Genomic DNA, 25,040 nt, shown 5'->3' with positions numbered 1-25,040 from the left:
GCGTTGCCGGCCGTGTTCGCCGGCCGGCGCGTCAAGCGGCCGGCGCATCGTTCAGGTGGCGACGCAGGTCGCCCGCGAAATCGAACAGCGTGTAGTCGCGGAACGCGAAACGCCATGCGCCGTCGACGCGCTCGAACGCGTCGTGATAGCGGCCCGCCGCGATCGGCTGCAGCGCAAGGCCGTCGACGGCCTGCAGCACCGTGTAGTACGAGCGAGCCGTCGCGCGATGCGCGGCTTCGTCGATCTCGATGAGCGGATTCGTGATTACATGCTTCGTGCGCGGCGTGCCGCACGCGTAGCGCTTCACGCGCGCGTCGAACAGCGCGAGCAATTCATCGGCGCCGATCGTCGGCGCCGCTTCCTCGACCTTGATCTGCGCATGCCGGAACAGCGCCGCCATCCCCGGCAGGTCACCGGCGTCGAGCAGCTCCGCGTACCGGTACAGCAGGTTCGCGATTTGGACGGCGCTGTGGGTCATGCGGCCTCCGGCATCGATGGACGGGTTGCGTCGATGATGCGCGGTGCGGGCCGGGATCGCTTCGTCCGGGTGGACGAAGCGTCTTAGTCGTGCCGCGCTCAGCGGAAAATCTTCAGCCAGTCGAACAGGCCCGGATGCGGACGCCGCCTCGGTGCCGGCGCTGGCGCGCTGCGCGGCCGGAAGTCGGGCGAGAACTGCACATGCGGGTCGATCGCACGCGCACGCAGCGCCGCATCGTAGAACGAGCCGACGATCGGCAGCGCGCTGTGCGCGCCCGCGCCCCAGTAGTCGCTGCGCAGCGTCACGTTGCCGTCGTCGAAGCCGACCCACGCGCCGGCCACCAGTTGCGGATGCATCAGGATGAACCAGCCGTCCGTGTTGTCCTGCGTCGTGCCGGTCTTGCCCGCGACGTCGATGCGAATCCCGTAGCGCGAGCGGATGTCGGCACCGGTTCCGTAATCGACGACGCCACGCATCACGTCGACCAGCGTCTGTGCCGCGGCCACCGGCATCGCGCGTTCGGGCGGCGCGCTGCCGAACGCGGCGAGCACCTTGCCATCGCGATCCTCGATGCGCGTGATCATCTGCGGCGCGACGTACACGCCGCGGTTCGCGATCGTCCCGTACGCGGACACCATTTCCTTCAGCGTGACGGGGCTCGTACCGAGCGCGAGCGACGGCACCGCGTCGAGCGGGCTTTCGCGCACGCCCATCGCACGTGCGAGCTGTGCGACCCTGGCCGCGCCTTCGCGCTGCATCACCTGCGCGGTGATGCGATTGCGCGACAGGGCGAGCGCGTCGCGCAGCGTCATCGGCGCGTCCGTCGGCGGTTCGGCATCGGTCGGGCGCCACACCGCGTGCGCGCCGATCGGGATCGCCACCGGGCGATCGACGAACGTATCGTCCGGCCGCATGCCGTCCGCGAACGCGGCGCCATAGACGAACGGCTTGAATGTCGAGCCCGGCTGGCGCCGCGCCTGCACGACGTGATCGAACGGCTCGCTGCCGAAATCGGGGCTGCCGACCCACGCGCGAATCGCGCCGTTGCGCGGATCGAGCGCGACGAAGCCGGCCTGTACCTGCGTCTTGCGCTCGCATAACGCGCGCACGAACGCGCGATTCGCGCCGAGCTGCTTCAGCGCCGCCGCGTCGGCGAGCCCGGCGGCGCGCGCGTCGCGATAGTCGGGCGTCTGCCGGATGAAGCCGCGGAACAGGTCGTTGCGCAGCCCGCAGCCGGACGGGTTGTGCCACGCGTCATCGGCGATCGCCTGCAGGCGATCGGTTTGCTGCGTCAGCGCTCGCGTCGCCATCTCCTGCAATTGCGCATCGAGCGTCGTGCGCACGACGAGGCCGTCCGAGTAGAGGTCGTAGTTGTTGCGGTCGGCCCAGGCGATCAGCCACTTGCGCAGCTGCACCGCGAAGTGCGGGGCGGGGCCGGGTTGCGCGGTTTGCGGCTCGAAGTCGACGCGCAGCGGGCGGCGCTGCAGTTGCGCGAGCTGCCGCGGCGACAGCATGCCCATCGCGGCCATCCGCGCGAGCACGATGTTGCGGCGCTGGACCGCGCGCTCCGGATTCAGCACCGGGTTGTAGTAGCTGTTGCCCTTCAGCATCCCGACGAGCGTCGCGCTTTCGACGATGTCGAGCTGGTCCGCCGATTTGCCGAAATAGGTGCGCGCAGCCATTTCGACGCCGTACGCGTTGTACAGGAACGGCACGGTGTTCAGGTAAGTCTCGAGAATCTCGTCCTTGCTGTACACCGCCTCGATCTTGAACGCGGTGATCAGCTCCTTCACCTTGCGCGTGAGCGTCGGCGCGCGGCCGACTTCGTCCGGATACAGGTTGCGGGCGAGCTGCTGCGTGATCGTCGAGCCGCCCTGGCGGCTGCCCGAGAATGTATGCAGCCCCGCCGCGAGCGTGCGGCGCCAGTCGATGCCGTGATGCGCGTAGAAACGATGGTCCTCGGTCGCGATCAGTGCGTCGACCATGTGCGGCGAGATCTGCTTGAGCGGCACCCATTCGCGGTTCACGGGCCGGAACTCGGCGATCAGCTGGCCGTCGGCCGACAGCACGCGCGCGGGACGGTCGATGCGCGCCTTACGGATGTCGCCGATGCTCGGCGTGAACGGCACGAACGCGAGCAGGACCAGCAGGCCGAGCACGGGGATCGCGGCGAGCGTCAGCGCGACGCCGCGGCGCGTCGGATGGCGCAGGCGATGCCACGCGCCGGCGCCGAGCGCGCGGGCGCCGGTACGGCAGCGAAGCCACAGATCTCGAAGATACGGCACGAAGCGATTCACGGCGGCAGGAGCGCGAGCGGAAAAGGCGCGATCCTAGCAAACCGCGCAGCGTCACCTGTGGCCAAAACGCCGGTTTTCCTGCAGGCGTTACAGACGATTACGTTTGTTGCCCGCGGACAACTTTTCGTCGCATGCGTCGCCGCGATTCCTCCGACGAATCGACGCCGGCGGCTTCGCCGACCACGTCCGCGAGCCGCTGCGCGGCCGCTTCCATCCGTGCGCGATCGAACCCGCCGAAGCCGAGCACGAGGCCCGGACGCGCGGTGCCCGGCGCGAACATCGGCGACACCGCGCGCACCGCCACGCCTGCCTGCGCGGCGCGCGCCACCACGTCGAGATCGTCGATCCCGTCCGCGAGCCACAGCACGACGTGCATCCCCTGATCGCCCGGCTGCACCCAGGCGCGCTCGCGCGGCAGCCGCGCGCCGAGCGTGTCGATCAGCAGCGCGCGCTGTTCCGCGTAGACGCCGCGCACGCGGCGGATGTGGCGGTCGAGATGGCCTTCCGCGATGAAGGCGGCGAGCACGTGCTGATCGGCGGTCGGCGCGTGGCGATCCATCAGCACGCGCGCGCCGCAGAACGCGGGCACGAGCTCGGCGGGCGCGACCACGTAGCCGAGCCGCAGCGACGGGAACAGGATCTTGCTGAACGTGCCGAGATAGATCACGTGTTCCGGATCCAGGCCTTGCAGCGACGGGAACGGATAGCCTTCGTAGCGCAGCTCGCTGTCGTAGTCGTCCTCGACCACCCATGCGCGATGCGCGCGCGCCCAGCCGAGTAGCGCGTTGCGGCGTGCCATGCTCATCGGCATCCCGAGCGGATACTGGTGCGACGGCGTGACGAACGCCGCGCGCGCGTCCGGCGCGAGACGGATGCCGGCCTCGACCTCGATGCCGTCCGCGTCGACCGGCACGCGGACCATCGCGTCGCGCCGCCCGGTGCTCTCGAGCAGCGCGGTGATGCCGCGATAGGCGGGATTCTCGACCCACGCGCGATCGTTCGGGCCGAGCAGGATCTGGCTCGCGAGGTGCAGCCCCTGTTGCGTGCCGCTCGTGATGACGACCTGCTCGGCGCTGCAGCGCACCGAGCGCGAGCGGCGCACGTAATCGGCGATCGCTTCGCGCAGCGGCAGCGCGCCTTGCGGATCCGCATAACCGGACGGCGCGCCGGCGCCGCGGGCGCGCAGGCGGTTGCCGAGCCGGCGCCAGATGTCGTCGGGCGCGGTGAGCCCGACCGGCACCGAGATCGCGAACGGCACGGCCGGCAGCGGGCGGAATTCGCGGGCGATCCGCGCAAACGTCGCGGCCGGTTCGGGCAGGCCGGCGTGGGTGGCACGCTCGCGGGCGCCGGGCCGTGCGCCAGCCGGCGGCGACGGCTCGGCCAGCGCGTTCGCGACCCGCGTGCCGGCGCCGCCGCGCGACTCCAGGAAGCCTTCGGCGACGAGTTGCGCATACGCGTCGACGACGGTGCCGCGCGCGACCTGCAGCGATGCCGCGAGCAGCCGCGTGGACGGCAGCGTGTCGCCGGGCCGCACGTCGCCGCGGCGCACTGCGTCCCGCAACGCCTGCGCGAGCTGGCGGCTCAGGTCGCCGGCCGCGCGGTCGAGCGCGCCGAGCGACGGGATTTCGACGATCCGGGCGGTCCTGGCCATGATTCTGGTCTGCTGAAAATGTTCTAAACCGGCTCTACAGCATAAACCAGTTAGCGATCACAATCGGGGCATGACGGGCCGGTTCCGACCCGTTCCCTCCCAACCCTGTCTGACCGTGGAGCCGCCATGTATGTCCCCGCCGATTTCGCCGAATCCCGTCCCGACGTGCTGCGCGAACTGATCGTCCAGCATCCGTTCGGCACCCTGGTCACGCGCGGGAACAGCGGGCTCGACGCGAACCACCTTCCGTTCGAACTGCTGCCGGGCGACGGCGGCCTCGGCGAACTGCATGCGCACGTCGCGCGCGCGAATCCGGTCTGGCAGGACGTCGCGGATGGCGACGAGGTGCTCGTGATCTTCCGCGCCGGCGACGCGTACATCTCGCCGAACTGGTACCCGAGCAAGCACGTCGCGCATCGGCAGGTGCCGACGTGGAACTACGTGGTCGTGCATGCGCACGGCCGCATCACCGTGCGCGACGACGAGAAGTTCGTGCGCGGCGTGGTCGCGCGGCTGACGCGCACGCACGAGGCGTCGCAGCCGGCGCCGTGGAAGATGGCCGACGCGCCGAAGGACTATCTCGACACGATGCTGCAGTCGATCGTCGGGCTGCAGATCGAGATCACGCGGCTCGTCGGCAAGCGCAAGCTCGGGCAGAACAAGGCGGTCGACGACATTCGCGGCGCGGGCGACGCGCTGATCGCGGACGGGAATCTCGCGATCGGGGAGGCGATGCTGGCGGAAGCCGACGCGAAGCGCGGGTGAGTCACGGTGAATCGCACGGGGGCGCATGTGGCACCCCCGCCGGCGCACGCTACTGCGTACGCGTCGCGCCCTTCGTTCCCATTGTCCCTTCTGCCGCCTGCGCCAGCGCCCCCCGAATCGCCGCTTCCGTCTTGTCATACCCGCCCTCGCCATACCGCGTATAGACGACCTTGCCGTTCGCGTCGATCAGGTACAGCGCGGGCCAGTACTGGTTGCCGTACGCGCGCCACGTGTCGTAACGGTTGTCCTGCGCGACCGGATACTGGATGCCGAAGCGCTTGACCGCATCGGCGACGTTCTTCGCATCGCGTTCGAACGGATACTCGGGCGTATGAACGCCGACCACGACGAGCCCCTGGTCGCGATACTTCCGGTACCAGTCGTTCACGTACGGAATCGTATGAATGCAGTTGATGCACGAGTACGTCCAGAAATCGACCAGCACGACCTTGCCGCGCAGCTGGTCGAGCTTGAGCGGCGCGCTGTTGTGCCATTGCTCGATGCCGGTGAAGTCGGGCGCCGGCGTGCCGGCCAGCGAGGCGGGCATGCCCGCGTCGTCGCGGGTGCCGGCGAACGCGGCGAGCCCGGCCGTGGCGGCGAGGGCGATCACGAGGGCGGCGGTCTTGAGTCTGGTCGGCATGGCGGTTCTCCGGTTCGGCCGGCCGCCGCGCGGGGGCGGCGGCCGGACAGGTTTCGACAGCCCTCATTGGGCCGCGCCGACGTATCTGCGATGTGTCCGGCAAGCCGCGTGTGTGCAATGTTGTGTGTCGTCACGGCGGCGCGATACATTGGGATACAAACGGGTGCCCGCGGTGGGGTATAAAAGCGGACATCGCCAGCCGGAACATCACGCCAACGACACCGCCCATGGACAAGATCGACCACGTACTGATCGTCGACGACGATCGCGCGATCCGCGAACTGATCGCGGACTACCTGGAGAAGAACGGCATGCGCGTGTCGCTCGCCGCGAACGGCCGCGAGATGCGCAACGCGCTCGACGACGGCGCGCCCGACCTGATCGTGCTCGACCTGATGATGCCCGGCGAGGACGGCCTCACGCTGTGCCGCGATCTGCGCGCGGGCAAGTTCCGGACGGTGCCGGTGCTGATGCTGACCGCGCGTGGCGAGGAAACCGACCGCATCATCGGTCTGGAGATGGGCGCCGACGACTATCTCGCGAAGCCGTTCGCGGTGCGCGAGCTACTCGCGCGGATCCGCTCGGTGCTGCGCCGCGCGCGCATGCTGCCGCCCGGCATGCAGGTGACGGAGTCGGCCGCGATGCTCGCGTTCGGCGAATGGCGGCTCGACACGACGGGGCGTCACCTGCTCGACGCCGAAGGCACGCTGGTCGCGTTGAGCGGCGCCGAATACCGGCTGTTGCGCGTGTTCCTCGACAATCCGCAGCGCGTGCTGACGCGCGACCAGCTGCTCAACCTCACGCAGGGCCGGCAGTCCGATCCGTTCGACCGGTCGATCGACCTGCTCGTGAGCCGGCTGCGCCAGCGCCTGCGCGACGGCGCGCGCGAGCCGCGCTACATCAAGACGCTGCGCAACGAGGGCTACGTGTTCTCGTCGGCGGTGACCGCGGTCGAAGGCGACGCATGAGCGCGCGCACCCCGTGGCACTGGCCGCGCTCGCTGTTCGCGCGGCTCGCGCTGATCCTGTGCGTGGGCCTCGCGCTCGCGCAGACGCTGTCGTTCTGGCTCACCGTCACCGAGCGCGACCAGGCGACCACCAACCTGATGATGGGCTACATCGAACGCGAGGTCGCGAGTTCGGTCGCGCTGCTCGATCACCTGCCGCCCGACCAGCGTGCCGCGTGGCTGCCGCGTCTCGCACGGCGCAGCTACGCGTTCATCCTCGGGCCCGGCGAGACGGGCACGCCGCCGGAGGCGCGGCTCTCGGCGCGCGTCGAGCGCTCGATCTCGGACGGCATCGGCGGCGACTATCCGCTGACGGCGAACGCGATCCCCGGCGATCGCGAACATCTGCAGGTGCATCTGCGCCTGACCGACGGCTCGCCGCTGACGATCGACATCCACCCGATGTCGACGGTGCCGCTGTCGGGCTGGCTGCCCGTCGTGCTCGCGCTGCAGCTCGCGGTGCTGGCCGGGTGCTGCTGGCTCGCGGTGCGGCTCGCGACGCGGCCGCTGAAGCAGCTCGCGCAGGCGGCCGACGCGCTCGGCCCCGACCTGAAAGGCGAACGCCTGAACGAGGACGGGCCGTCCGAAGTCGCGCGTGCCGCGCGGGCGTTCAACGCGATGCAGGACCGCATCGCGCAATACATGGCCGAGCGCATGCAGATCCTCGCGTCGATCTCGCACGACCTGCAGACGCCGATCACGCGGATGCGGCTGCGCGTCGACGTGATGGACGACGACGCGCAGGGCGCGAAGCTGCGCCAGGACCTGCTCGAGATGGAGCATCTGGTGAAGGAAGGCGTCGCGTATGCGCGCACGCTGCACGGCACGGAAGAGGCCGCGCGCCGGATCGATCTCGATGCGCTGCTCGACAGCATCGTGTGCGACTACACGGATGCGGGGCAGGACGTCGCGCTGCATGGCGGCGGCCCGCTCGCGCTCGTCACGCGGCCGAAGGCGCTGCGCCGGATCGTCGGCAACCTCGTCGACAACGCGCTGAAGTTCGCGGGCGCGGCCGAGATCGACGTGCAGGCGGCGCCGGGCGGCGGCGCGGTCATTGCGGTGCTCGACCGCGGGCCGGGCATTCCGGACGATCAGCTCGATGCGGTGTTCGAACCGTTCCGGCGCGTGGAGACGTCGCGCAATCGCGAGACGGGCGGCACGGGGCTCGGCCTCGCGATCGCGCGGCAGCTTGCGCTCGCGATGAGCGGCACGCTCACGTTGCGCAACCGGCCGGACGGCGGCGGACTCGAAGCGCGGTTGACGCTGGTGAACGCGACCTGACGGGGCGCCCCGAGATGCGGCGTCGAGCGCGTCGCGGGCTTCTGGGTCGAAGCGGGCTGCGTCACACGCGCTGCAGATGCGCGTCGACGAGCGGCGCGAGCGTTTCGGCATGCACGGCCGCGAGATCGTGCCGGCCGCCCGGCACCACGTGCAGCCGTGCATCGGGCAGCCGTTCGAGCAGGCGTTTGCCGGCCGCGACCGGGCTGATCGGATCGTCGTCGCCCCACAGCAGCAGCGTCGGCTGCGCGATGCGGCCGATGCCCTGCGACAGGTCGGCGCGCAACGTCAGGAACCAGTCGGGCAATTGCGGGTTCGCTTGCGCGAAGCCGGCGCGCCAGTCCTGCGCGCCGAGCCCCTGCATGTCGAGGCCGCCCGACGTGACCGTCAGCACCAGGTGCGTGACGAGCGGTGCACGTTCGAGTGCCGCGCGCATCGCGATCACGCCGCCCATCGATTGCGCGATCACGGCGGTCGGCCGGTCGATCGCGCTCAGCACATGGCGCACGAGACCGTCGAAGTCGTCGACGGCCGGATCGCGCGGCGTGTCGCCGAAGCCCGGATAGCCGACGATCCGACGCTCGGCCGGATGCGCGAGGCGGCTCGCGAGCGGTTGCCAGAAGGCGGTGCTGCCCGACGCGCCGGGCAGGAACAGCAGTTGTGACGGAACGGGCATGACGGATCGGCTTTCTGGTGAACGAAGCGGGTGAATGGAAGGCGGCGATGCGTCAGCACCGGCCGGTGCGCAGCGCGACGGTCCAGTCGTCGCGGCCGCGCGATGCCGCGGTGGCGGCGGCCGTATGCCAGTCGTATTCGACCGCATGGAATTCGGCGTGCCAGCCGGCCGGCGTGCGCGACACCATCGCGTAGCGCGCATGCGGCGAACCCGTTTCGATCCGGTGCGGGTGCGGTAGATCGTCCGCGTACGCTTGCAGCCCGACACTGCCGGGGTTGACGATCAGCCGGCCGTCGTCGAGTTTCGCGAGGCGCGGCACATGCGTATGGCCGCACAGAATCAGCGAGGCCGTCTCGTCGCCCGCGCGCTGCGCGATTTCATCGGGCGTCGCCGCACGGCAGCCGTCGGGCGTGACCGTTTCGAGGAAGTAGACGAGGTCGCTGGCGGGCGTGCCGTGCACCATCAGTACATCGTCGCCGAGCGTCAGGCGCTCGGGCAGCGCGGCGATCCATGCGCGATGGTCGTCGCGCAGCGTGTCGTGCGCCCAGCGGTCGGACAGCCGCATCGTGTCGCGATCGCCGGTCAGCAGTTGCCGTTCGTGATTGCCCTTGATGGTCGGCAGGTCGAGCGCGATCAGGCGGTCGGCCGTTGCGGCAGGATGGAGCGCGCCCGACACGATGTCGCCGAGGTTGACGATCACGTCGGCGCCGCGGCGGCGCACGTCGTCGAGCACCGCGTCGAGCGCGGCGAGGTTGCCGTGGATGTCGGACAGCGCGGCGATTTTCATGGCGAAGGAGTCGAGGCGGGGAACGGCGATTGTCGCGAATTCGCCGCGGGTCGTCCATTCGCGTCGACGGCGTGCGGATCGGCGCGTCGCGCGTCGCGTCGACCCGTCAGTCGGTCGCGAGGCGCGCGTACAGCGCGAAATCGCCCGGCATGCCGCGCACCATCCGGTATGCGCGCAGCAATCCTTCGTACCGGTAGCCGCATTTCTGCAGCACGCGCGCGGAGCCGGCATTGCTGGTCAGCACGACGCCCTGGATCCGCATGAAGCCGCCTTCGGCGAACGCCCATGCGGTGACGCTCGCGCACAGCGCGCTCGCGATGCCGCGCCCCCAGTGCGACGGCGCGAGGTCGTACGCGATCTCGGCCGAGCGGTTCGCGGTGGATACCGTATGCAGCCCGATGGTCCCGGCGAGCGCGCCCGACGCGTCGTCGACGATCGCGAGGCGGCGGATCGAATCCGGATGAGCCGATTCGATGCCGTCGAACAGCGGCAGCAGATCGTCGCGCGCATGCAGGTTCCAGCTCGTGTGGCGGACGACGTCGGGATTCGACAGGTATGCGTACCACGTGTCGAGATCCGCGCGGTCGAGCTGGCGCAGCGACAGGCCGGGGAAACCGGAGCGGGGCGGGACGTCGATTCTCATCGCGAGCCCGTTGAGAACGTTGCGGGTAATGCGACCCGCGCGAACGGCGCGCCTGAAGCGCTCGAAGCGCCCGAAGCACCGCGCATGCCGATGCTCCTACGCAGCATGCCGCCGATACAGCGCGAGCGATCCCGCCAGCGCGAGCAGCATCGCGCCGCACGTGCGTTCGAGCCACAGCGCGCCCGAGCGCTTCAGCAGCCGCATAGCGCGCGCGCCGAGCAGCGCGTAGCCGAACATCACGGCGCCGTCGAGCAGCGCGAACGTGACCGCGAGCGCAACGTATTGCGGTGCCAGCGGGGCGGCCGGATCGAGGAACTGCGGCAGGAACGCGGAGAAGAACAGATAGCCCTTCGGATTCGTCACCGCGGTCAGGAAGCTCTTCGCGAAGATCGACGCGTTGCGTTCGTACGCCGCGCCGCCATGCGCGACGGCGACGTCGAGCGAGCCCTTCGACGTGAGCAGCCGGATGCCGACGTACGCGAGATAGGCGGCGCCGAGCCATTTCACCACCGAGAACCAGAACGCCGAGGCCATCAGCAGCGCGCCGAGGCCGAGCGCGACCGCGACGATCAGCACGAAGTCGGACAGCATCGCGCCGGCGAAGCCGTAGGCCGCGCGGCGCGCGCCGTAGCGCGAGCCGTTGGTCAGTGCGAGCAGCACGGTCGGGCCGGGCGTCGCGATCCCGACGAACGCGACGGCGGCGAAGATCAGCAGGGTCGATTGATGCATGCCGAAGACTCCCGGTGGAAGGCGGGTGCCCGATTATCGGGCGCGCGGCCTCGCGCTGTACAGGGACGTCCGCCGCGCGGCTGATTATCTCGATTTTGGCAAGAAGCTGTTTTCATTATTGCGCTATCGACCGGAACCGGTTCCAACTACCATGGCGGCCGCGGCGGGCATGCTGGCCGCGACGTCGCGCGCGCGTTTCGCATGCGCGCGTTCCCGTGTGCGGACGCTGCCGGCCTCGCCATGCCGGCGGATCTCGCCGACCGCACGCGCTACTCGCATAGAACAACGGGCTCACCGCCCGGAGACGCTAAAAAATCATGAACAAGCAACTGATCGCAGCACCGCTGCTGCTCTCGCTCGCGGGCATCGCCTCCGCGCAAAGCTCCGTCACGCTGTACGGCATCGTCGATGCGGGCGTGACCTATCGCAGCAACGAACGGGTCGGCTCGCCGGGCGCCTATACGGGGCGCTCGGACGTCGCCCTGACTACCGGCAACCTGTCCGGCAGCCGCTGGGGCATCAAGGGCGCCGAGGATCTCGGCGGCGGGATGCGCGCGCTGTTCGTGCTCGAGAACGGCTTCGACATCACCAACGGCACGTCGGGCCAGGGCGGCCGCCAGTTCGGCCGGCAGGCGTTCGTCGGCGTCGGCAGCGACCGCTACGGCACGGTCACGCTCGGCCGCCAGTACACGTCGCTCGACGACTTCGTGAGCCCGGTCGGCCCGTCGTCGTTCATCGGCGGCTTCGGCGCGCATCCGGGCGACATCGACGACCTCGACCAGACCGCGCGCGTCGACAGCTCGATCAAGTACACGAGCGCGAACTACGCGGGCTTCACGTTCGGCGCGCTGTACGGCTTCGGCAGCCAGCCGGGCAGCATGAAGCAGCGCAACACGTGGAGCGTCGGCGCGGCGTACGCGGCAGGGCCGCTGCGTGTGGGCGTCGGCTACGAGCATTCGGACAACAGCAAGACGGGCGCGACCGACCCGACCGCCGGCAAATGGCGGAGCACCGACGACGGCCTGTTCAACTCGTCGATCAACGAAGGCTATGCGAGCGCGCAGTCGCAGCAGATCATCGCGACCGGCGCGACGTACGACTTCGGCCCGGCCGTGGTCGGCGTGAACTACAGCAACGTGCAGTACCGCAGCGGTGCCCAGTCGCTGTTCAGCGGCCATGCGACGTTCAACGTCGCGGGCGTGTTCACGCGCTGGAACGTGCAGCCGCAGACGCAACTGTTCGCGGGCTACAGCTACACGCGCGGCAGCGAAGTCGACGGCATCGACAACCGTGCGCAGTATCACAACGTCACGCTCGGTGCGGTCTACGACCTGTCGAAGCGCACCAGCGTGTACCTGCTCGGTGCGTACCAGCATGCGTCGGGCACGACGCTCGACGCGCTCGGCCGGCCGGTGGCGGCGACCGCGTCGGTGTCGGACAAGGCGAACGGCCACTCGTCCGACTCGCGATCGCAGGCGATCGTCAGCCTCGGGCTGCGTCAGAAGTTCTGATGGCATGCGCATGACCGGGGGCTCGCGTTCGATGCGGGCCGCCGGTTGCGTGGATGCATCTGTTCCACCGGCAGCGCGTGATTGACGTCGTCGATGCGCTGCCCAAGTACCTCGACGGCCGGGACGGCCCGACGCTCGACAGCGCGAGCTGACCTTAACCGGCCGCCACCCGCCGGCGTGCGGCCGTGCTCATTCACCGCCGCCCACTTCCCTTCGCCGCACGCGCGGTACATCCCGGACCTCGTCCGCATCTTCATCGGCAACGGCATTCCGCCGCACACTGCCTTATTTCATATATTCACGATTTACCCGGCAAGGCTGCGTGCGCCGGATAATATTTTTTCTCTTTCATTTTTATTTCGATTTGTAATAATCGAATCGGTTTCCTGGAAATGAAAATCAATGCTCGCATGTCAGAAAAAATGACGTGCGAGCATTAGGAAATCCGGAACAAAGTGCCGGTAATGACGGATCGCAACGGCGTTGGTTGACGGGTTTCACGGTGGTGACCCCGGCATGCCCCATCGCTGGTCAATTCGCGTCGTGCGGTAAGGGAACGTAATGAATCGCTTGCACGGTAATTGAACCGGTTCTTGAAAAAATCACCGATATTTCATACGCGGCGAATTAGAGTGTCGAAAAACGATCGTCCGGGAGCATCATTCATGTTATCGAAACAAATTCGCGCGGCATTGCTTGGATTGTGCATGGCAATGCTGGCGCCGGTCAGTCACGCACAAGCGCAATACACGACGGACTGGCTCGCGAACACGTTCGGCACGCTCGCCGCGCACGTCGGCAACGGCGCGCGCTCGCTGTGGGTCGCCCCCGAGGGCGTGATCTATACGGCTTCGCGCTGGGACGAGAACGCGGGCGGCGTCGCGATCTACCAGAACGGGCAGACGCTCGGCACGATCGGCATCCACGACGAATTCCAGGGCGGCGCGATCACCGGCAATGCGAACGCGCTGTTCGTCGCGCTCGGCTACAACCGCACGTTCGGCAGCGGCTCGGTCGGCCGCTACAACCGCAGCACGAACCAGCGCGACCTGCGCATTCCGGTCAGCACGTGGACGGGCATCCAGTACGCGGACGTGATCACGGGCCTCGCGACGGCCGGCAACCTGCTGTACGCGAGCGACTTCTATGGCAATCGCGTGCGCGTCTACACGACGGACGGCGTGTGGCAGCGCGACATCGGCGTATCGGGGCCCGGCGCGCTGGCGCTCGACGCGGCCGGCAACCTGTGGGTCGCGCGCAAGAGTGCGGGCGTCGTCGCGCAGTTCAGCCCGACGGGCACGGCGATGAGCACGATCCAGATGGCGGCCCGTGCGCGGCCGGCATCGCTGTATTTCGATGCGCCGCGCGGGCAGTTGCTGGTGGGCGACGAAGGCCCCGACATGAACATCAAGATCTACGCGCTCGTGGGCCAGCCCGTGCAGCTCGGCACGTTCGGCGTGCAGGGCGGCTATCTCGACACGACGTCGGGCATCAAGGGGCAGGTCGGCGACAAGCGCTTCACGCGCGTCGCAGGCATCGGCAAGGACGCGGCCGGCAACCTGTACGTGCTGAACAACGCGTGGGGCGGCGGCTGGGATCTCGGGCGCAACGGCAGCACCGACCTGCATTCGTACAACCCGACGGGCGCGCTGCAATGGAAGCTGCAGGCGCTGAACTTCGAGGGTGCCGCCGCGCCCGATCCGGCGACCGACGGCGCGTTCTTCTACAGCGGCAACAACGTGTACACCGGCACCGCGGGCGGCACGTTCGTCGCGAACACGATCGATCCGTTCAGCTATCCGAAGGACCCGCGCCTCGACATGAACGACTACCAGCGCGGCCAGCATTTCGGCCAGCTGGCGCTGGTAAAGGGCACCCGGATGCTCGTCGCGACCGGGCAGAACCCGGGCAACTACAACCTCTATCACTTCAACGGCGCGAGCGGCTACATCGCGATTCCGGACGGCTCGATTCCCGGCAAGCCGTTCAACACGACGCTGCAGGTAACGGCAGGTTTCTCGCTCGACGACAACGGCGACGTGTGGGCCGGGCTCGATCGCACCAACAACATCTCCCACTATCCGATGACGGGTTTCGACGCGGCCGGGAAGCCGACATGGGGCAAGCCGGTGCAGATTCCGATTCCGCGCACCGTGCTGCCGCTCACGCGGATCATCTACCAGGCCGACAGCGACACGATGATCCTCGCGCAGGGCATCTCGGGCAGCTGGGACTGGACCGCGATGAACGGGCACATCGAGGTCTATCGCGGCTGGATGGCCGGCAACACGAGCACGCCGAACGTGGCGATCAACCTGACGAGCGCGAATCCGAAATCGATGGCTGCGGCCGGCCACTACCTGTTCGTCGGCTACGTGCACACGGTGCCGAACGTCGACGTGTTCGACCTGAACACCGGCAGCCTCGTCACCACGCTGACGAACTCGAACACGTCGGCGATGGACGTCGGCAACGACGTCGACTCGATGTACGGCATCCGTGCGTACCTGCGCTCGACCGGCGAATACGTGATCACGAAGGACAACTACAACGGGTCGAGCCTCGTCGTGTATCGCTGGCGTCCGTGATGGTGCAAGCGGCGCCGCCCGGGCCGGCCAGGTCTCATGGCGCGCCGGGCACGCGGCCGTTCACCTCGCGTCCGTACATCGAGTCGGGCGTGTCGTGGAATTTCGCGCGGGTGTCCTGCACCGAGCCGGTGAAGCGCGGGTCCTGCGGGCGTTCGTGGCTGTCCATGAAGGTCGCGACGTCCCACGCTTCCTGATCGGTCAGCGTGCCGCCGAGCCCGAGCGGCATGTTGGCCTTCACGAAGCCGGCCGCGTTGCGGATGTCGCCCATCCCCGCGCCCCAGTTGAACGAGCGTGCGCCCCAGAGCGCCGGAAAGACCGGCTTGCCGCCGCTCGATTGTCCCTGGCCGTCCGCGCCGTGACACAGCGCGCAGTGCTGCGTGTAGACGGCGGCGCCGCGCGCGTAGTCGGCTTTTTGTGCGGGCGGCGGCAGTTTCGGGAAACCCTGGCCGGGCAGTTTCGTGCCGACTGGCGCGCCCTTCGCGAGCCAGTACGAATAGGTTTCGAGCGCAACGAGAATCGGATCGCCGGCCGGCGGCGCCTTGCCGTTCATGCTGTATCTGAAGCAACCCTGCAGGCGTTCGGCGAACGTGTTCACGTGGCCGTTCTTGATGCGGTAGGCCGGGTACAGCAGGTAGGCGGCCCACATTGGGCTCGAATCGGGCCGGCGGCCCGCGTCGAGGTGGCAGCTCGCGCAGGTCAGCTTGTTGCCGACGTACTTGCCCGCGAGCTCGGGTGTGTGCAGGAAGATCTGCTCGCCGAGCTTCACGGTCTTGCCGAAGTCGTCGGCGGGTATCGCGGATTCGGGCGGCGGCGTGAACGGCTTCGCCGTCGTCGTCGTCGCGGGAACGGTGGCTGTGGCGGAGGCGGAAGCGGCGGAGGCGGAAGCGGAAGCGGCGGCCGGGGCGTCCTGCGGCGCGGCCGCGCACGCGAGCGCGGGCAGCCAGGCCGTACCGAGCAGCGCGGCACGCGCGCCGCGGACCACCACCGAGCGGTCGATCATCGTTGTTCTCCGTTCGCGGCGCCGCCGCGCGCATAGTAGGCGGCCACCGCGTCGATATCGGCGTCGGACAGCTTGCCGGCAATCATCGGCATCAGCGCCATCGGGCCGGGCGCGCGCGTGCCGCGCTTCCAGCCGTTCAGCTGGCTCGCGATGTACGCGGCCGGCTGGCCGGCGAGCGGCGGAAACGCGGTGCCTACGCCGAGGCCGCCCGCGCCGTGGCATTGCGCACAGGCGGGCAGGCCCTGCGACCAGCGTCCGCGCGTCGCGAGCCACGCGCCGGTGTTCGCCGGGTCGATCGACGCGGCGTCGGAAGCGGCAATGGCGGGCGGCACGGGCAGGCTCGCGAAGTACGCGGAGACCGCGTCGCGATCGCGCGGCGACAGCAGTTTCGCGAGCGGCTGCATGACCGGATTCTGGCGGCTGCCGTCGGCGAACGCGGCGAGTTGAGCCGAAAGATAGGCGGCATGTGTGCCGGCGAGCCGCGGAAAGCCGGCGGCCGCGTTGCCTTCGCCCTGGGCACCGTGGCAGCCGATGCATGCAGCCACGCCCGTCGTCGTGCCCCGGGTGGCGATGGTCTTGCCGAGCGCGACGTCGTCCGCGCGCGCGTTGCCGGCCAGGAGCGCTGCCGCGGCGAGCAGCAGCGGCGCGAACCGGCGTCGCGGTGTGTCGCCCGAATCGTTCACGGGTCCCCTCCTCATTGTCTGTCTTGTGGCGTGCGCAATTGCGCGATCAACCCGCGTCGGGCCGGTCCTGCCGTGGCGCAAGCTGCGGTGTCGGTGCCGTCGCGTCATATTGCCCGAAGCCGTAGCGCGCGAAAATCCGGAACGCCTCGGGCGACTGGATGTACGCGAGCCACGCGCGTGCGGCGTCCGGATGCGGCGCGTGCTTCACCATCGCGCCTGCATAGATCGCCGTCGTATTGTGCGCGGCCGGAATGTCGATGTGCATCAGCGGATGCCCGACCTGTTCCTGGAACGCCGCTTCCGATTGCCACAGCACGCCGGCGTCGGCGCGTCCCTGCATCAGGAACAGCGCGGTTTCCCGATGATGAATGTGCGTGAGTTCGGTCGTGCCGGCGCGCGCCTTGTCGTCGTAGACGGTGCGCGCGAGCGTATCGCCGCCGCCGGCTTTCACGAGCGATGCGCGGATCTGCCGCGCGACGCCTTCGAACGCCGGGTTCGGCATCGCGAGCTTCACGTCGGGCCGCGCGAGATCGCTCAGCGACGCGATGTGCTTCGGATTGCCCGCGCGCACCATGATCGTCAACTGGTTGGTCACGTAGGGTACGGCCGGACCGTCGGGCGTGCCGTCCGCGATCAGTTCGTCGATCTTGCCGAGCCCGGCGAAATACGCTTCGGGCTCGACCGTCCACGTCATGTTGCCGACGGTGATCGTACCGCCCGCGTGAATCTGCTTCACGAGCAGGCCGGGCGGGGTCGTTTCCGAGTAGATGCGGCCGCGGTATTCCGGAATCAACTTTTGGAATGGAGTTCAATCACGTCGCCGGGGCAGGGCGGCGACACATGACGAAATTTGCGTGACCAGTAATTTCTGACAGTTGCTTATTTTTCGCCGTTATATTTTTCGAAAAATTGAATAACTCAACGCGATTGTGCGGAGGTCCATTTGGTGCGCATTTTTTAGAATGTGAGCGCCCTCACGCCATGAAGGACGATACGCGCGGGAACTGTTCGCTTTTATCACAGATGGTACTGGGCGATTGCTGTACGTTGGGGTGATGTAAAAAATACCAATGCTCCCGAGGAGAGAGATTGCGGTGCATTGACTCGGAAAATATTGCAGGCTTGCTGTTTTTACGTTTGTTATCAAATCGGGAAGGTCGTTGTGTCAAAATCTCGTCTGACCTTTTGTCCTTTCGATTTATGTGCATGTTAATTTCCCGAGGAGATATTCGATATGGGTAGGTTGCCCAACGCGTTGATGCTCGACGCGGGTATCGAGCAGACGAACCGGACGCTCATCCTGGACACTCCTCTCGGGGCAAGAGTGCTTTTGCCGCAGCGCGTTATCGGTGAATCTCGCGTGGGCCGGGATTTCGAGCTCACAGTCGACGTCGTTTCCCGGGAGCAAGCGCTCCAGTTGAAGAACCTGATGGCGCAACCTGTCACGTTATGGGTGCGTCAAGCCGACGAGTCTTACCTGCCCTGGCACGGCTACGTTTATGCCACGCGACGCCTCGGCGCGGACGGGGGACTCGTTTACTACCAGCTTTCCTTTTCATCGTGGATGCGCTTTCTGCAGTACCGCAAGGATGCGCGCATCTTCCAGGACCTGACGACTGCCGACATCCTGACTGAAGTGTTCAGCGGCCACATGCAGGCAAAGGGCCACTTCCGTGTTGACACGAAAGACCCGGGCGCAGTGCGGTCTTATTGCACCCAGTACGAAACCGACCACAATTTCGTCCATCGGCTGATGGAGTCAGAGGGGTGGTTCACGTACGTGGAGTATGCCGAGGACGGTAAGTCCCATACGGTTGTCGTGACCGACGACCTCTTCAATTGCAAGGCGCTCGCTACCCAGCGAGTACCGTTCTACCGCGGCGACCAAGACGGTCAGGCCGGCACACTCGTCGAATGGAGCGGCGAGCGTACGACGCAAAGCGTCGGATATGCGTTCAGCACGGCGGATTACAAACGTCCAACGCGCGCTTTGCAGCGGGCGGACCGGTCTACGGTCGACCAAGGCGATATCCCGCAGCAGTTGGAAGTCTACGAATACGCGGGCCACTATAGCTTTCCGGTTACCGGCGAGTCCTACGACCGTGGCGAGCGCGCTATGCGAATTCGACTTGAAGAGATGGCCTCGCGCAGCAAACGGTTTTTCGGGGTGGGCAGTGTGCCGTGCATGGACGCCGGTCGATGGTTCACGCTCGAAGACCATCCCGAGCACGAAGCAGACAAGCCTGAGGACCGCGAGTTCGCGATTCTCGGCGTGCGTTGGGCTATCCAGAACAATCTGCCGCTGGGCAACAGCCGTCCCTTCCCGGGTAGCCTGCAGCGGCGCCTGTCGCGTCTGCGTGCCGAATACAAGGACCGGCAGGCCGCATTCGTGTCCAAAGACCCGTTAGGTAATGAAAGCTTCGTGCTGGCCGAAATCGAGGTCCAGCGCCGCTCGGTGCCATTCCGCAGCCCGTTCGAGCACAGAAAGCCGGTCATGCACATGCAGACGGCCACTATCGTGGGACCGGCGGGTGAGGAGGTGTACACGGACGAGTTGAACCGGGTGAAGGCGCAGATGCACTGGGACCGTCTGGGTAGCAATAACGAGACGTCATCGTGCTGGATGCGGGTGATACTGCCGCACGCCGGCAAAGGGTTCGGCGGTGTGTTTGTTCCGCGAATCGGGCAGGAAGTGGCCGTCAATTACCTCGACGGGGATTGCGACCGCCCGGTCGTCAGCGGAGTGCTCTTTCACGCTGTCAACACGCCACATTGGCATTCGAACGGCCTGCTGTCCGGTTTCAAGTCGCAGGAGTACAGCGGGCAGGGTTTCAATCAACTCGTCTTCGACGATTCCACGTCGCAGAACCGGGCGCAGCTTTTCAGCTCGACGGCGAATTCGTATCTGCACATCGGCTATCTCATCGACCACAGCGGCAATACGCGCGGCAACTACCTTGGAGCGGGATTCGAACTGAAGACCGAGGCGTCAGGCGCACTGCGGGCCGGACGCGGGCTCTACGTGTCGACCTACGCCCGCGGCGGTACGTCGAGTCAGCCGCTGGATGTGAAGGAAGCCACGCAACACCTTATCGATTCGAGCGGCGTGATTCAGCATCGCTCACTCGCGGCAGCTGACGGCAAGGCCGAGACCCTGGACGACGCACAGGACGCCATCAAGGACTTCGCTGCGACGACGCAGAGCGATGCGCAGGGCTCTATGGCGGGCGGCAGGACAGCGGGTGGCGGCACCGGAAGCGCCAACGCATTTTCGCAACCCGTCATGCTGCTCGCGAGCCCGGCTGACATGGGACTGTCGACGCAGAAATCACTCCACGCAGCAGCCACCCAGCACGTCAATCTGGTCAGCGGCGAGAGCACCTATGTGTCGGCGGCCAAGTCATGGATTGCCAGCATTGGCGAGAAACTGAGCTTCTTTGTGCAGAACGCCGGTATCAAGCTGTTTGCCGGCAAAGGCAAGGTCGAAGTGCAGGCGCAGTCGGACAACATCGAACTTACGGCAGACAAAACCGTGAAGGTCGTGTCCACGTCCGATTCGGTGAATGTTACGGCCCAGAAGGAAATCACCCTCACCGCCGGCGGCGCAACGATTCGCATCGCCGACGGCAAAATCTTCATCCATGCGCCGGGATTGGTCGAGGTCAAGGGCAGTCCACTCGTCTTCGATGGCCCGGGGGGCGATAACGCATCGGCGCAGCTTGCGCCTTCAAAGTCGTGCGCCCAGCAGTTCGCAGCCGCAGCGCAGGCCGGCTCGGCACTCGTGTAGGGCGGTCAGCATGGTTCACTACGTTATCGTTGAAGTCGTCAACGGGAAGCTCGAGCTGCTTGGCGTGCCGCCGGTCTATGAAGTCGGTGAGTTGGTTCCCGCGGCTCGTCCCGAGCTCGAGGGCGTGGCTCCCGTGCTGTACTGCGCCGAGCATCCCGAACTGCAATTGCCAGCGTTGAGAGAGCGCGCCGAATCGGACCTGGAGAATGGCTTGCCGCCGGTCGTTTGCGCCATTGTCGAATGCGGCAAGGCGACGGGCCGGCTACAGCACCATCTGGCGGACCGGTTGATACTGCGGGCGCCAACTTCGGGCGATGCGGTCTTCCGCTACTACGACCCGCGCGTGTTTCCGCACTTGGGTCGCATCTTGAAGGCTGAGCAGATGGGTGCTCTTCTGGGGCCGGTTGCATCGTGGACGTACCTCGACCCCATGAGCGGTTGGACGGTGGTCAACGGCGCCGCCGAACTGGACGCAGCCTTCGCTGTTACGGCGGACCAGCACGCACGAATCGCGCGCATCGAGCTGGTTCAGCGCGCGCTTGACTTGCTCCGGCGCAATGGTACGGCGCCGCGTCCCGAAATTCCGGCACTGCTCGATGCGCAGCTTGCAAAAGGCGAAGCTCATGGACTCGCTGGCGGGGACCTGCTTGCTTTTGCACTTCACGGCACACTCGTCTCCCCGTACTTCGACCGTCACCCGCGTGTTCGGGCCGTTCTGCAGGCGCCGCGGAAAGGCCCGTATGCTGAAGCGGTGGCGAACTGGAGCGCAGCAGACTGGGAAGCGATTGCGCGCGAGAGCATCCAATATCAATAAGCCCGAGTGGGGGCACGAGAGAGATACAGAATGGCACTCGACACGAACTTTGCGAGTATTTCCCAGCTCACGCAGTCCGCGATGCAGACAAGCTCGCGCGCGCCCAATTCATGCAATATGTGCAAGAAGAAGGGATTGCCGATTCTGCCCGTCCGCTACGGGGCCGTGGCCAACTCGAAGGCCCACAGCTCTGCTGGCGCGATGTCGCTCATGGGCGGCAAGTTTGGCGACGGCGTTGTCAGCATTGCGCTCAAGAAGGCAAAGTACACGCTGCGCACTTTGCGCTATGGCTACGTGTATATCTTCTATCCGAAAACACAGCGGTGGCAGATATATGCCGTTACGGCGGAAGGATACTTGTACGACTATCCGGTCGGCATCAAGCTCGACCGTAGTTTCGAGAAGCCGTTCAGCTGTCATCAACCCGGGCATGCGCAACTGGCCCAATGCATCACCATTGAAGACGCTGAACATGCCGGAGCCGTGTATCTGGCGTTCAGCGATGAGCTTTGGACGCAGAAGGTCCGCGACACCTATGCGAAGAATTTCATGGGCTGTCGTGACAAGCGGATGCAGAAGTTCGATGCGACCGCCTGGTATAACGGCAGCATGAACCAGCCGCACGCGGATAGCCTGGACCATCTCGAGGGGCTGCTGAGCGAATACCAGGGCGGCCGTCCCGATGCGCTCGTTACCGGTTGCTTTCCGTACCATGACCGTGCCGGGCAGCAGCCGGCCCTGAAAAAGGCGATGGATACCATCCTGCCGGACAAGGGGCTGTTCTTCGCATTGTGGGACCCGGTCGGTATCACGCAGGAGCTCAACTTCGAGCAGCGCGTCGCTTTCGGCGCTGCGCTTGCACCGTATGAACACGGCATCTGGGCCGCCAGCGCAATCGGTGCGCTGCAAAAAGCGGTCGCGGTATCGGCGAAAGAGGACGTTGAACGTGGCGCCAGTATGTTAGAAGCCAATGCCTATGAGGGTATGAGCCTCGGAGCGCTGTTCGATGGTGGCAAGGCGCTTGAGAAGCAACTCAAAAGCATTGAGGCGAAGAAGACGGCGGAGCTTGCAACGGCCGGACCGGAGGCATGGAAGCCCTATACGACCCACTATCGGCAGCAGGCCATCGTCGACTTTCGGCAAAAGATGGCAAACGACATGAGGCAGGAGCAAACTAGTACGCTTGTGCCGCTATCGCAAGACCATCAGGTATGGCTTTCCAGTCCCGCGCTTCTCAATGTGTTCGAATTCGACTACGAGTCGGGAAGCTGGCGTTGCGGGCTGAACTATACCAACACATTTACTCGGTGCATCGAAGGCTCGGCGGACCGCAAAGAAACCATTGACGTGCTCGTCAAGTGGGCCCAAGGAAGCGTATCCGATACCCGCAACCCGCTGCTGCGCGCGTTCGTCTTAAATAGCCCGGTGCTGGCCGAGAAGGTCAAGGAAGCGTCCAGTTACCCGTACATGGAACTGAGGGAGTTTGTGGCGAAGCTCATCGAGTCCTACAGCAAGATAGAGCAGGTGGAGGATTCGAAGGACAAGGGCATTAAGGTTGCCGTCGCGAAATCCCTGGCGCGACTGTTGCACGAGACCGGTGGGCCAGTCGTTCAAGCGGTCAGTACGGGCGTGGAGACTGCGGCGGCGAAGACGTTGTATGTCACGTTGTGCATGCGGACGAAACAGCTGTTCGAGTTTAAGGCCGTATACGGGTCGGTAAACCAGTGGGTGAATTACGTCGCCCGCCAGATGCAGGAAATGATGCCGGGTCGGCAGAAAATTAGCGTGCAGGACCTGAAGAAACAGCTTCAGGACAAGGCCACCGTAGGAGGAAGTGCCGAGCCGGAAATTAAGGCGAAGCAATTCGTGCTAGTCGAAAGCCCTGCGACGGAGGCCGCCGCCCTGGCAAACGTTAAGGCCAAACCCGGCTTCGAGAAGTTGGCCGGTGCGACGCTGACGTCTGAAGTGGTCGAGACGATTTACATGCCGAAGTTCCGGCTTATGACGAAGGGAGAACCCGGGTTTGCGGGTATTGGTGCGATATTCGGTGCAATCAATCTTCGTTTCGCTCGTGAGGAGTTGAAGAAAGCGAATCGGTTCAATCAGACGGAAGCTGGCATCAAGTTCGACAATGCAGTCGGTGGGCTCGTAGCGGGCGTCGCACAATATGGTTCATCCGCGCTTGAGCAGATGGAGAAGGTGGGCGTCAAGCTTTCCGAGAGCTTGGCCAAGGTTGGGCGGTTCCTAGCCATCGTGGGCAGGTTCGGTGGGGCTATAGTCGGGTTAGTATCGGCGGCTATCGATGCATACCATGCCTACGACGAACTGGAGCACGGAAATATTCTTATGTTTGCGCTCTACACCACGTCGGCACTTATCGGAGGAGCCTTGGTCGTTGCCGCGTTTTTGGGAAGTGTTCTGACGTTGCCGTTGCTCCTTCTCGCTGCTCTTATCGGTGTATTGATTAATTATTTCAAAAGTCGCGAAGTGGACGATTGGCTAGAGCAATGCTATTTCGGTATCAAGGCGACTAGTGAAAGATTTGAGCGCCTTGAAGAAGATCGGAAGGCGTTTACAGCAATTTTTTCTTGAATGGAACCAGTATGGCTTTCGACGGACACTCCCGGTACAAACTAAATCGACCGGTAACGGATACGGAGTCATCAGCACGACTGTATGTCAACGAACGGTGCACTGATAGTGCAAAGAGTGTTGGGACGGCCTTCAAAGCAACCGATTCCTACCTTGAGGTGTGTGATGGCCTTTATCGTGAAAAAGGCTGGGGGTTACTGGCATTCTCTACCGCTGGTCTCCTCTTCTTGTGCCTAGTCGCGATGTTTATGTGGATAGCGACACACATGCCAATCGCTGTCCGGGAAAAAGGGCAGGAGGGTATTGTTTACTTCCTGCTGACCATTTTCACATTGGCTGGCATTGGAGGGCTCGCAATAACAGTGCGAGCGCTTCTCGTCGATTGCTTTAATTACACTCGCAAGCCGATACGGTTTAACCGCCTGGACCGCACGATATACGCCTTCCGTCACAATGGGCCAGGCGGCGTCTTCTCAGTTCCGTGGGATAGCGCATTTTTGTATATTGAACGCAAGCCAAAAGCTGGGCTCGCGGCAACCGCGCCTCGTGTGGTCCGTTGCCTTGTGCTTAACGACAAGGGGGTGGTTGTCGGGACGTTCTCCGTCGGAAAATACGTAGAGCTGGCATTTGACGAGAACAGCCCGGCTGGACAGCAGGCGATGGAAGAACTCTATCAAGACTTTGAATACTATCGGCGTTTCATGGAAGAGGGGCCATCTGCCGTACCTCCGGTAGCCGAGTTTCTCAGTACGGAAGTCTCGTTTCGAAATTCGCTAAAGTTGCAGTTCGACGGCGCATCGGACCTGTTGAAGTCGGGGAGTCTGGTTATGTCTCTGATGACGGTTATTGCAGCGGTACCGACACTCGCCCTGGCTGTTGCCTACTACATCGCGCAACTGACCTGTCGCGAACCGGTGTGGCCCGAGGAAGTCGAGCGGGCGTGCAACGCTGTGACGCCATCCAACGGGCTTACAGCATGAGCCGACGGTTCATTCGTCAGAGCGATAAGACCGACCGGAGTGGGGCTGTGATTGACGGTATCGCAGGGACCTCGTTTCAAGGTCAACCTTTCTCATATCTGGGCGCCACACGTTCAGTGTCCGGCCTGCGGCACA

General features: G+C 65.7%; 19 protein-coding genes and 2 pseudogenes. 10 read left to right on the top strand and 11 right to left on the bottom strand.

All coding sequences use genetic code 11. From position 1 onward, the window contains the following. Positions 1 to 31: 31 nt before the first annotated feature. The 3 genes from DID98_RS25525 to DID98_RS25515 form a co-directional block, all read right to left on the bottom strand. Positions 32 to 478: a nuclear transport factor 2 family protein gene (locus DID98_RS25525; protein ID WP_124523311.1), complete on the bottom strand. Its 447-nt coding sequence runs from the start codon at positions 476 to 478 to the stop codon at positions 32 to 34. 98 nt (positions 479 to 576) lie between these two features. After that, entirely contained in the window at positions 577 to 2,775 is a 2,199-nt protein-coding gene (locus DID98_RS25520) for a penicillin-binding protein 1A (protein ID WP_124523309.1), read from the bottom strand. A gap of 97 nt (positions 2,776 to 2,872) precedes the next feature. Continuing rightward, entirely contained in the window at positions 2,873 to 4,426 is a 1,554-nt protein-coding gene (locus tag DID98_RS25515; protein ID WP_124523307.1) for a PLP-dependent aminotransferase family protein, read from the bottom strand. Between the two features lie 126 nt (positions 4,427 to 4,552). Here DID98_RS25515 and DID98_RS25510 point away from each other — a divergent pair, with 126 nt between their 5' ends. Then, complete coding sequence (locus DID98_RS25510) at positions 4,553 to 5,191, top strand: FMN-binding negative transcriptional regulator (RefSeq protein ID WP_124523305.1); 639 nt, start codon at positions 4,553 to 4,555, stop codon at positions 5,189 to 5,191. A 49-nt stretch (positions 5,192 to 5,240) separates the two neighbouring features. Here the strand turns inward: DID98_RS25510 and DID98_RS25505 are convergent, their stop codons facing one another. Next, on the bottom strand, positions 5,241 to 5,831 hold the full coding sequence (locus DID98_RS25505) for a thioredoxin family protein (protein WP_124523303.1): 591 nt from the start codon (positions 5,829 to 5,831) through the stop codon (positions 5,241 to 5,243). 227 nt (positions 5,832 to 6,058) lie between these two features. Here DID98_RS25505 and DID98_RS25495 point away from each other — a divergent pair, with 227 nt between their 5' ends. Both DID98_RS25495 and DID98_RS25490 read left to right on the top strand, forming a co-directional pair. Continuing rightward, the gene (locus DID98_RS25495; RefSeq protein ID WP_044847429.1) at positions 6,059 to 6,799 is read left to right on the top strand and encodes a response regulator; all 741 of its coding nucleotides are present in this window, start codon (positions 6,059 to 6,061) and stop codon (positions 6,797 to 6,799) included. Beyond that, complete coding sequence (locus DID98_RS25490) at positions 6,796 to 8,118, top strand: ATP-binding protein (RefSeq protein WP_124571631.1); 1,323 nt, start codon at positions 6,796 to 6,798, stop codon at positions 8,116 to 8,118. Before DID98_RS25495 ends, DID98_RS25490 begins: the two co-directional genes overlap by 4 nt. Before the next feature lie 61 nt (positions 8,119 to 8,179). On the opposite strand, the gene DID98_RS25485 is transcribed toward DID98_RS25490, so the two are convergent. From DID98_RS25485 to DID98_RS25470, 4 genes are all read right to left on the bottom strand, one after another. Beyond that, positions 8,180 to 8,791 (bottom strand): alpha/beta fold hydrolase, encoded by a 612-nt coding sequence (locus DID98_RS25485; RefSeq protein WP_044847427.1) that lies wholly within the window; start codon positions 8,789 to 8,791, stop codon positions 8,180 to 8,182. Positions 8,792 to 8,843: 52 nt separating this feature from the next. Continuing rightward, positions 8,844 to 9,578: a metallophosphoesterase gene (locus tag DID98_RS25480; RefSeq protein ID WP_124488675.1), complete on the bottom strand. Its 735-nt coding sequence runs from the start codon at positions 9,576 to 9,578 to the stop codon at positions 8,844 to 8,846. A gap of 106 nt (positions 9,579 to 9,684) precedes the next feature. Then, positions 9,685 to 10,221: a GNAT family N-acetyltransferase gene (locus DID98_RS25475; RefSeq protein WP_124488674.1), complete on the bottom strand. Its 537-nt coding sequence runs from the start codon at positions 10,219 to 10,221 to the stop codon at positions 9,685 to 9,687. 96 nt (positions 10,222 to 10,317) lie between these two features. Next, positions 10,318 to 10,950: a LysE family translocator gene (locus DID98_RS25470; RefSeq protein WP_124488673.1), complete on the bottom strand. Its 633-nt coding sequence runs from the start codon at positions 10,948 to 10,950 to the stop codon at positions 10,318 to 10,320. Between the two features lie 317 nt (positions 10,951 to 11,267). Here DID98_RS25470 and DID98_RS25465 point away from each other — a divergent pair, with 317 nt between their 5' ends. The 3 genes and pseudogenes from DID98_RS25465 (at position 11,268) to DID98_RS25455 (ending at position 15,049) form a co-directional block, all read left to right on the top strand. Further along, positions 11,268 to 12,461 (top strand): porin, encoded by a 1,194-nt coding sequence (locus tag DID98_RS25465; RefSeq protein WP_124523296.1) that lies wholly within the window; start codon positions 11,268 to 11,270, stop codon positions 12,459 to 12,461. A 53-nt stretch (positions 12,462 to 12,514) separates the two neighbouring features. After that, positions 12,515 to 12,613 (top strand): annotated as a pseudogene (locus DID98_RS25460) (aldehyde-activating protein); the annotation flags it as partial. Positions 12,614 to 13,126: 513 nt separating this feature from the next. Further along, positions 13,127 to 15,049 carry an SMP-30/gluconolactonase/LRE family protein gene (locus DID98_RS25455; protein WP_124523294.1) on the top strand — a complete coding sequence of 641 codons (1,923 nt, stop codon included), beginning with the start codon at positions 13,127 to 13,129 and terminating at the stop codon, positions 15,047 to 15,049. Positions 15,050 to 15,083: 34 nt separating this feature from the next. Here DID98_RS25455 and DID98_RS25450 read toward each other — a convergent pair whose 3' ends face one another. From DID98_RS25450 to DID98_RS25440, 3 genes and pseudogenes are all read right to left on the bottom strand, one after another. Then, positions 15,084 to 16,049, bottom strand: a complete 966-nt coding sequence (locus DID98_RS25450; protein ID WP_124488670.1) for a c-type cytochrome — start codon at positions 16,047 to 16,049, stop codon at positions 15,084 to 15,086. Next, complete coding sequence (locus DID98_RS25445) at positions 16,046 to 16,732, bottom strand: c-type cytochrome (RefSeq protein ID WP_185500324.1); 687 nt, start codon at positions 16,730 to 16,732, stop codon at positions 16,046 to 16,048. Before DID98_RS25445 ends, DID98_RS25450 begins: the two co-directional genes overlap by 4 nt. 46 nt (positions 16,733 to 16,778) lie before the next feature. Next, positions 16,779 to 17,519, bottom strand: a pseudogene (locus tag DID98_RS25440) (substrate-binding domain-containing protein); the annotation flags it as partial. 447 nt (positions 17,520 to 17,966) lie between these two features. On the opposite strand from DID98_RS25440, the gene DID98_RS25435 reads away from it, so the two are divergent. The 4 genes from DID98_RS25435 to DID98_RS25420 all read left to right on the top strand — a co-directional run bounded on the left by DID98_RS25435 (position 17,967) and on the right by DID98_RS25420 (position 24,905). Further along, positions 17,967 to 20,519 carry a type VI secretion system Vgr family protein gene (locus DID98_RS25435; RefSeq protein WP_124488668.1) on the top strand — a complete coding sequence of 851 codons (2,553 nt, stop codon included), beginning with the start codon at positions 17,967 to 17,969 and terminating at the stop codon, positions 20,517 to 20,519. A gap of 10 nt (positions 20,520 to 20,529) precedes the next feature. Next, positions 20,530 to 21,333, top strand: a complete 804-nt coding sequence (locus DID98_RS25430) for a DUF4123 domain-containing protein (RefSeq protein ID WP_124523290.1) — start codon at positions 20,530 to 20,532, stop codon at positions 21,331 to 21,333. Between the two features lie 30 nt (positions 21,334 to 21,363). After that, positions 21,364 to 23,925: a T6SS effector BTH_I2691 family protein gene (locus DID98_RS25425; RefSeq protein ID WP_124488666.1), complete on the top strand. Its 2,562-nt coding sequence runs from the start codon at positions 21,364 to 21,366 to the stop codon at positions 23,923 to 23,925. A 266-nt stretch (positions 23,926 to 24,191) separates the two neighbouring features. Continuing rightward, positions 24,192 to 24,905, top strand: coding sequence for a DUF6708 domain-containing protein (locus DID98_RS25420; protein ID WP_260426201.1), 714 nt, complete (start codon positions 24,192 to 24,194; stop codon positions 24,903 to 24,905). Positions 24,906 to 25,040: the final 135 nt, after the last annotated feature.

This window comes from Burkholderia sp. Bp8984, from assembly GCF_003853755.1.
Classification (GTDB): Bacteria; Pseudomonadota; Gammaproteobacteria; order Burkholderiales; family Burkholderiaceae; genus Burkholderia.
The sequence above is the reverse complement of the archived record's forward strand: the minus strand, read 5'-3'. Positions and strand labels throughout refer to the sequence as shown.

Excerpts from the sequence above, each read along its gene's own strand:
- DID98_RS25525 (WP_124523311.1), bottom strand. The coding sequence starts at position 478 with ATGACCCACAGCGCCGTCCAAATCGCGAACCTGCTGTACCGGTACGCG.
- DID98_RS25515 (WP_124523307.1), bottom strand. The coding sequence starts at position 4,426 with ATGGCCAGGACCGCCCGGATCGTCGAAATCCCGTCGCTCGGCGCGCTC.
- DID98_RS25510 (WP_124523305.1), top strand. The coding sequence starts at position 4,553 with ATGTATGTCCCCGCCGATTTCGCCGAATCCCGTCCCGACGTGCTGCGC.
- DID98_RS25505 (WP_124523303.1), bottom strand. The coding sequence starts at position 5,831 with ATGCCGACCAGACTCAAGACCGCCGCCCTCGTGATCGCCCTCGCCGCC.
- DID98_RS25495 (WP_044847429.1), top strand. The coding sequence starts at position 6,059 with ATGGACAAGATCGACCACGTACTGATCGTCGACGACGATCGCGCGATC.
- DID98_RS25490 (WP_124571631.1), top strand. The coding sequence starts at position 6,796 with ATGAGCGCGCGCACCCCGTGGCACTGGCCGCGCTCGCTGTTCGCGCGG.
- DID98_RS25485 (WP_044847427.1), bottom strand. The coding sequence starts at position 8,791 with ATGCCCGTTCCGTCACAACTGCTGTTCCTGCCCGGCGCGTCGGGCAGC.
- DID98_RS25480 (WP_124488675.1), bottom strand. The coding sequence starts at position 9,578 with ATGAAAATCGCCGCGCTGTCCGACATCCACGGCAACCTCGCCGCGCTC.
- DID98_RS25475 (WP_124488674.1), bottom strand. The coding sequence starts at position 10,221 with ATGAGAATCGACGTCCCGCCCCGCTCCGGTTTCCCCGGCCTGTCGCTG.
- DID98_RS25470 (WP_124488673.1), bottom strand. The coding sequence starts at position 10,950 with ATGCATCAATCGACCCTGCTGATCTTCGCCGCCGTCGCGTTCGTCGGG.
- DID98_RS25465 (WP_124523296.1), top strand. The coding sequence starts at position 11,268 with ATGAACAAGCAACTGATCGCAGCACCGCTGCTGCTCTCGCTCGCGGGC.
- DID98_RS25455 (WP_124523294.1), top strand. The coding sequence starts at position 13,127 with ATGTTATCGAAACAAATTCGCGCGGCATTGCTTGGATTGTGCATGGCA.
- DID98_RS25450 (WP_124488670.1), bottom strand. The coding sequence starts at position 16,049 with ATGATCGACCGCTCGGTGGTGGTCCGCGGCGCGCGTGCCGCGCTGCTC.
- DID98_RS25435 (WP_124488668.1), top strand. The coding sequence starts at position 17,967 with ATGGGTAGGTTGCCCAACGCGTTGATGCTCGACGCGGGTATCGAGCAG.
- DID98_RS25430 (WP_124523290.1), top strand. The coding sequence starts at position 20,530 with ATGGTTCACTACGTTATCGTTGAAGTCGTCAACGGGAAGCTCGAGCTG.
- DID98_RS25425 (WP_124488666.1), top strand. The coding sequence starts at position 21,364 with ATGGCACTCGACACGAACTTTGCGAGTATTTCCCAGCTCACGCAGTCC.
- DID98_RS25420 (WP_260426201.1), top strand. The coding sequence starts at position 24,192 with ATGCCAATCGCTGTCCGGGAAAAAGGGCAGGAGGGTATTGTTTACTTC.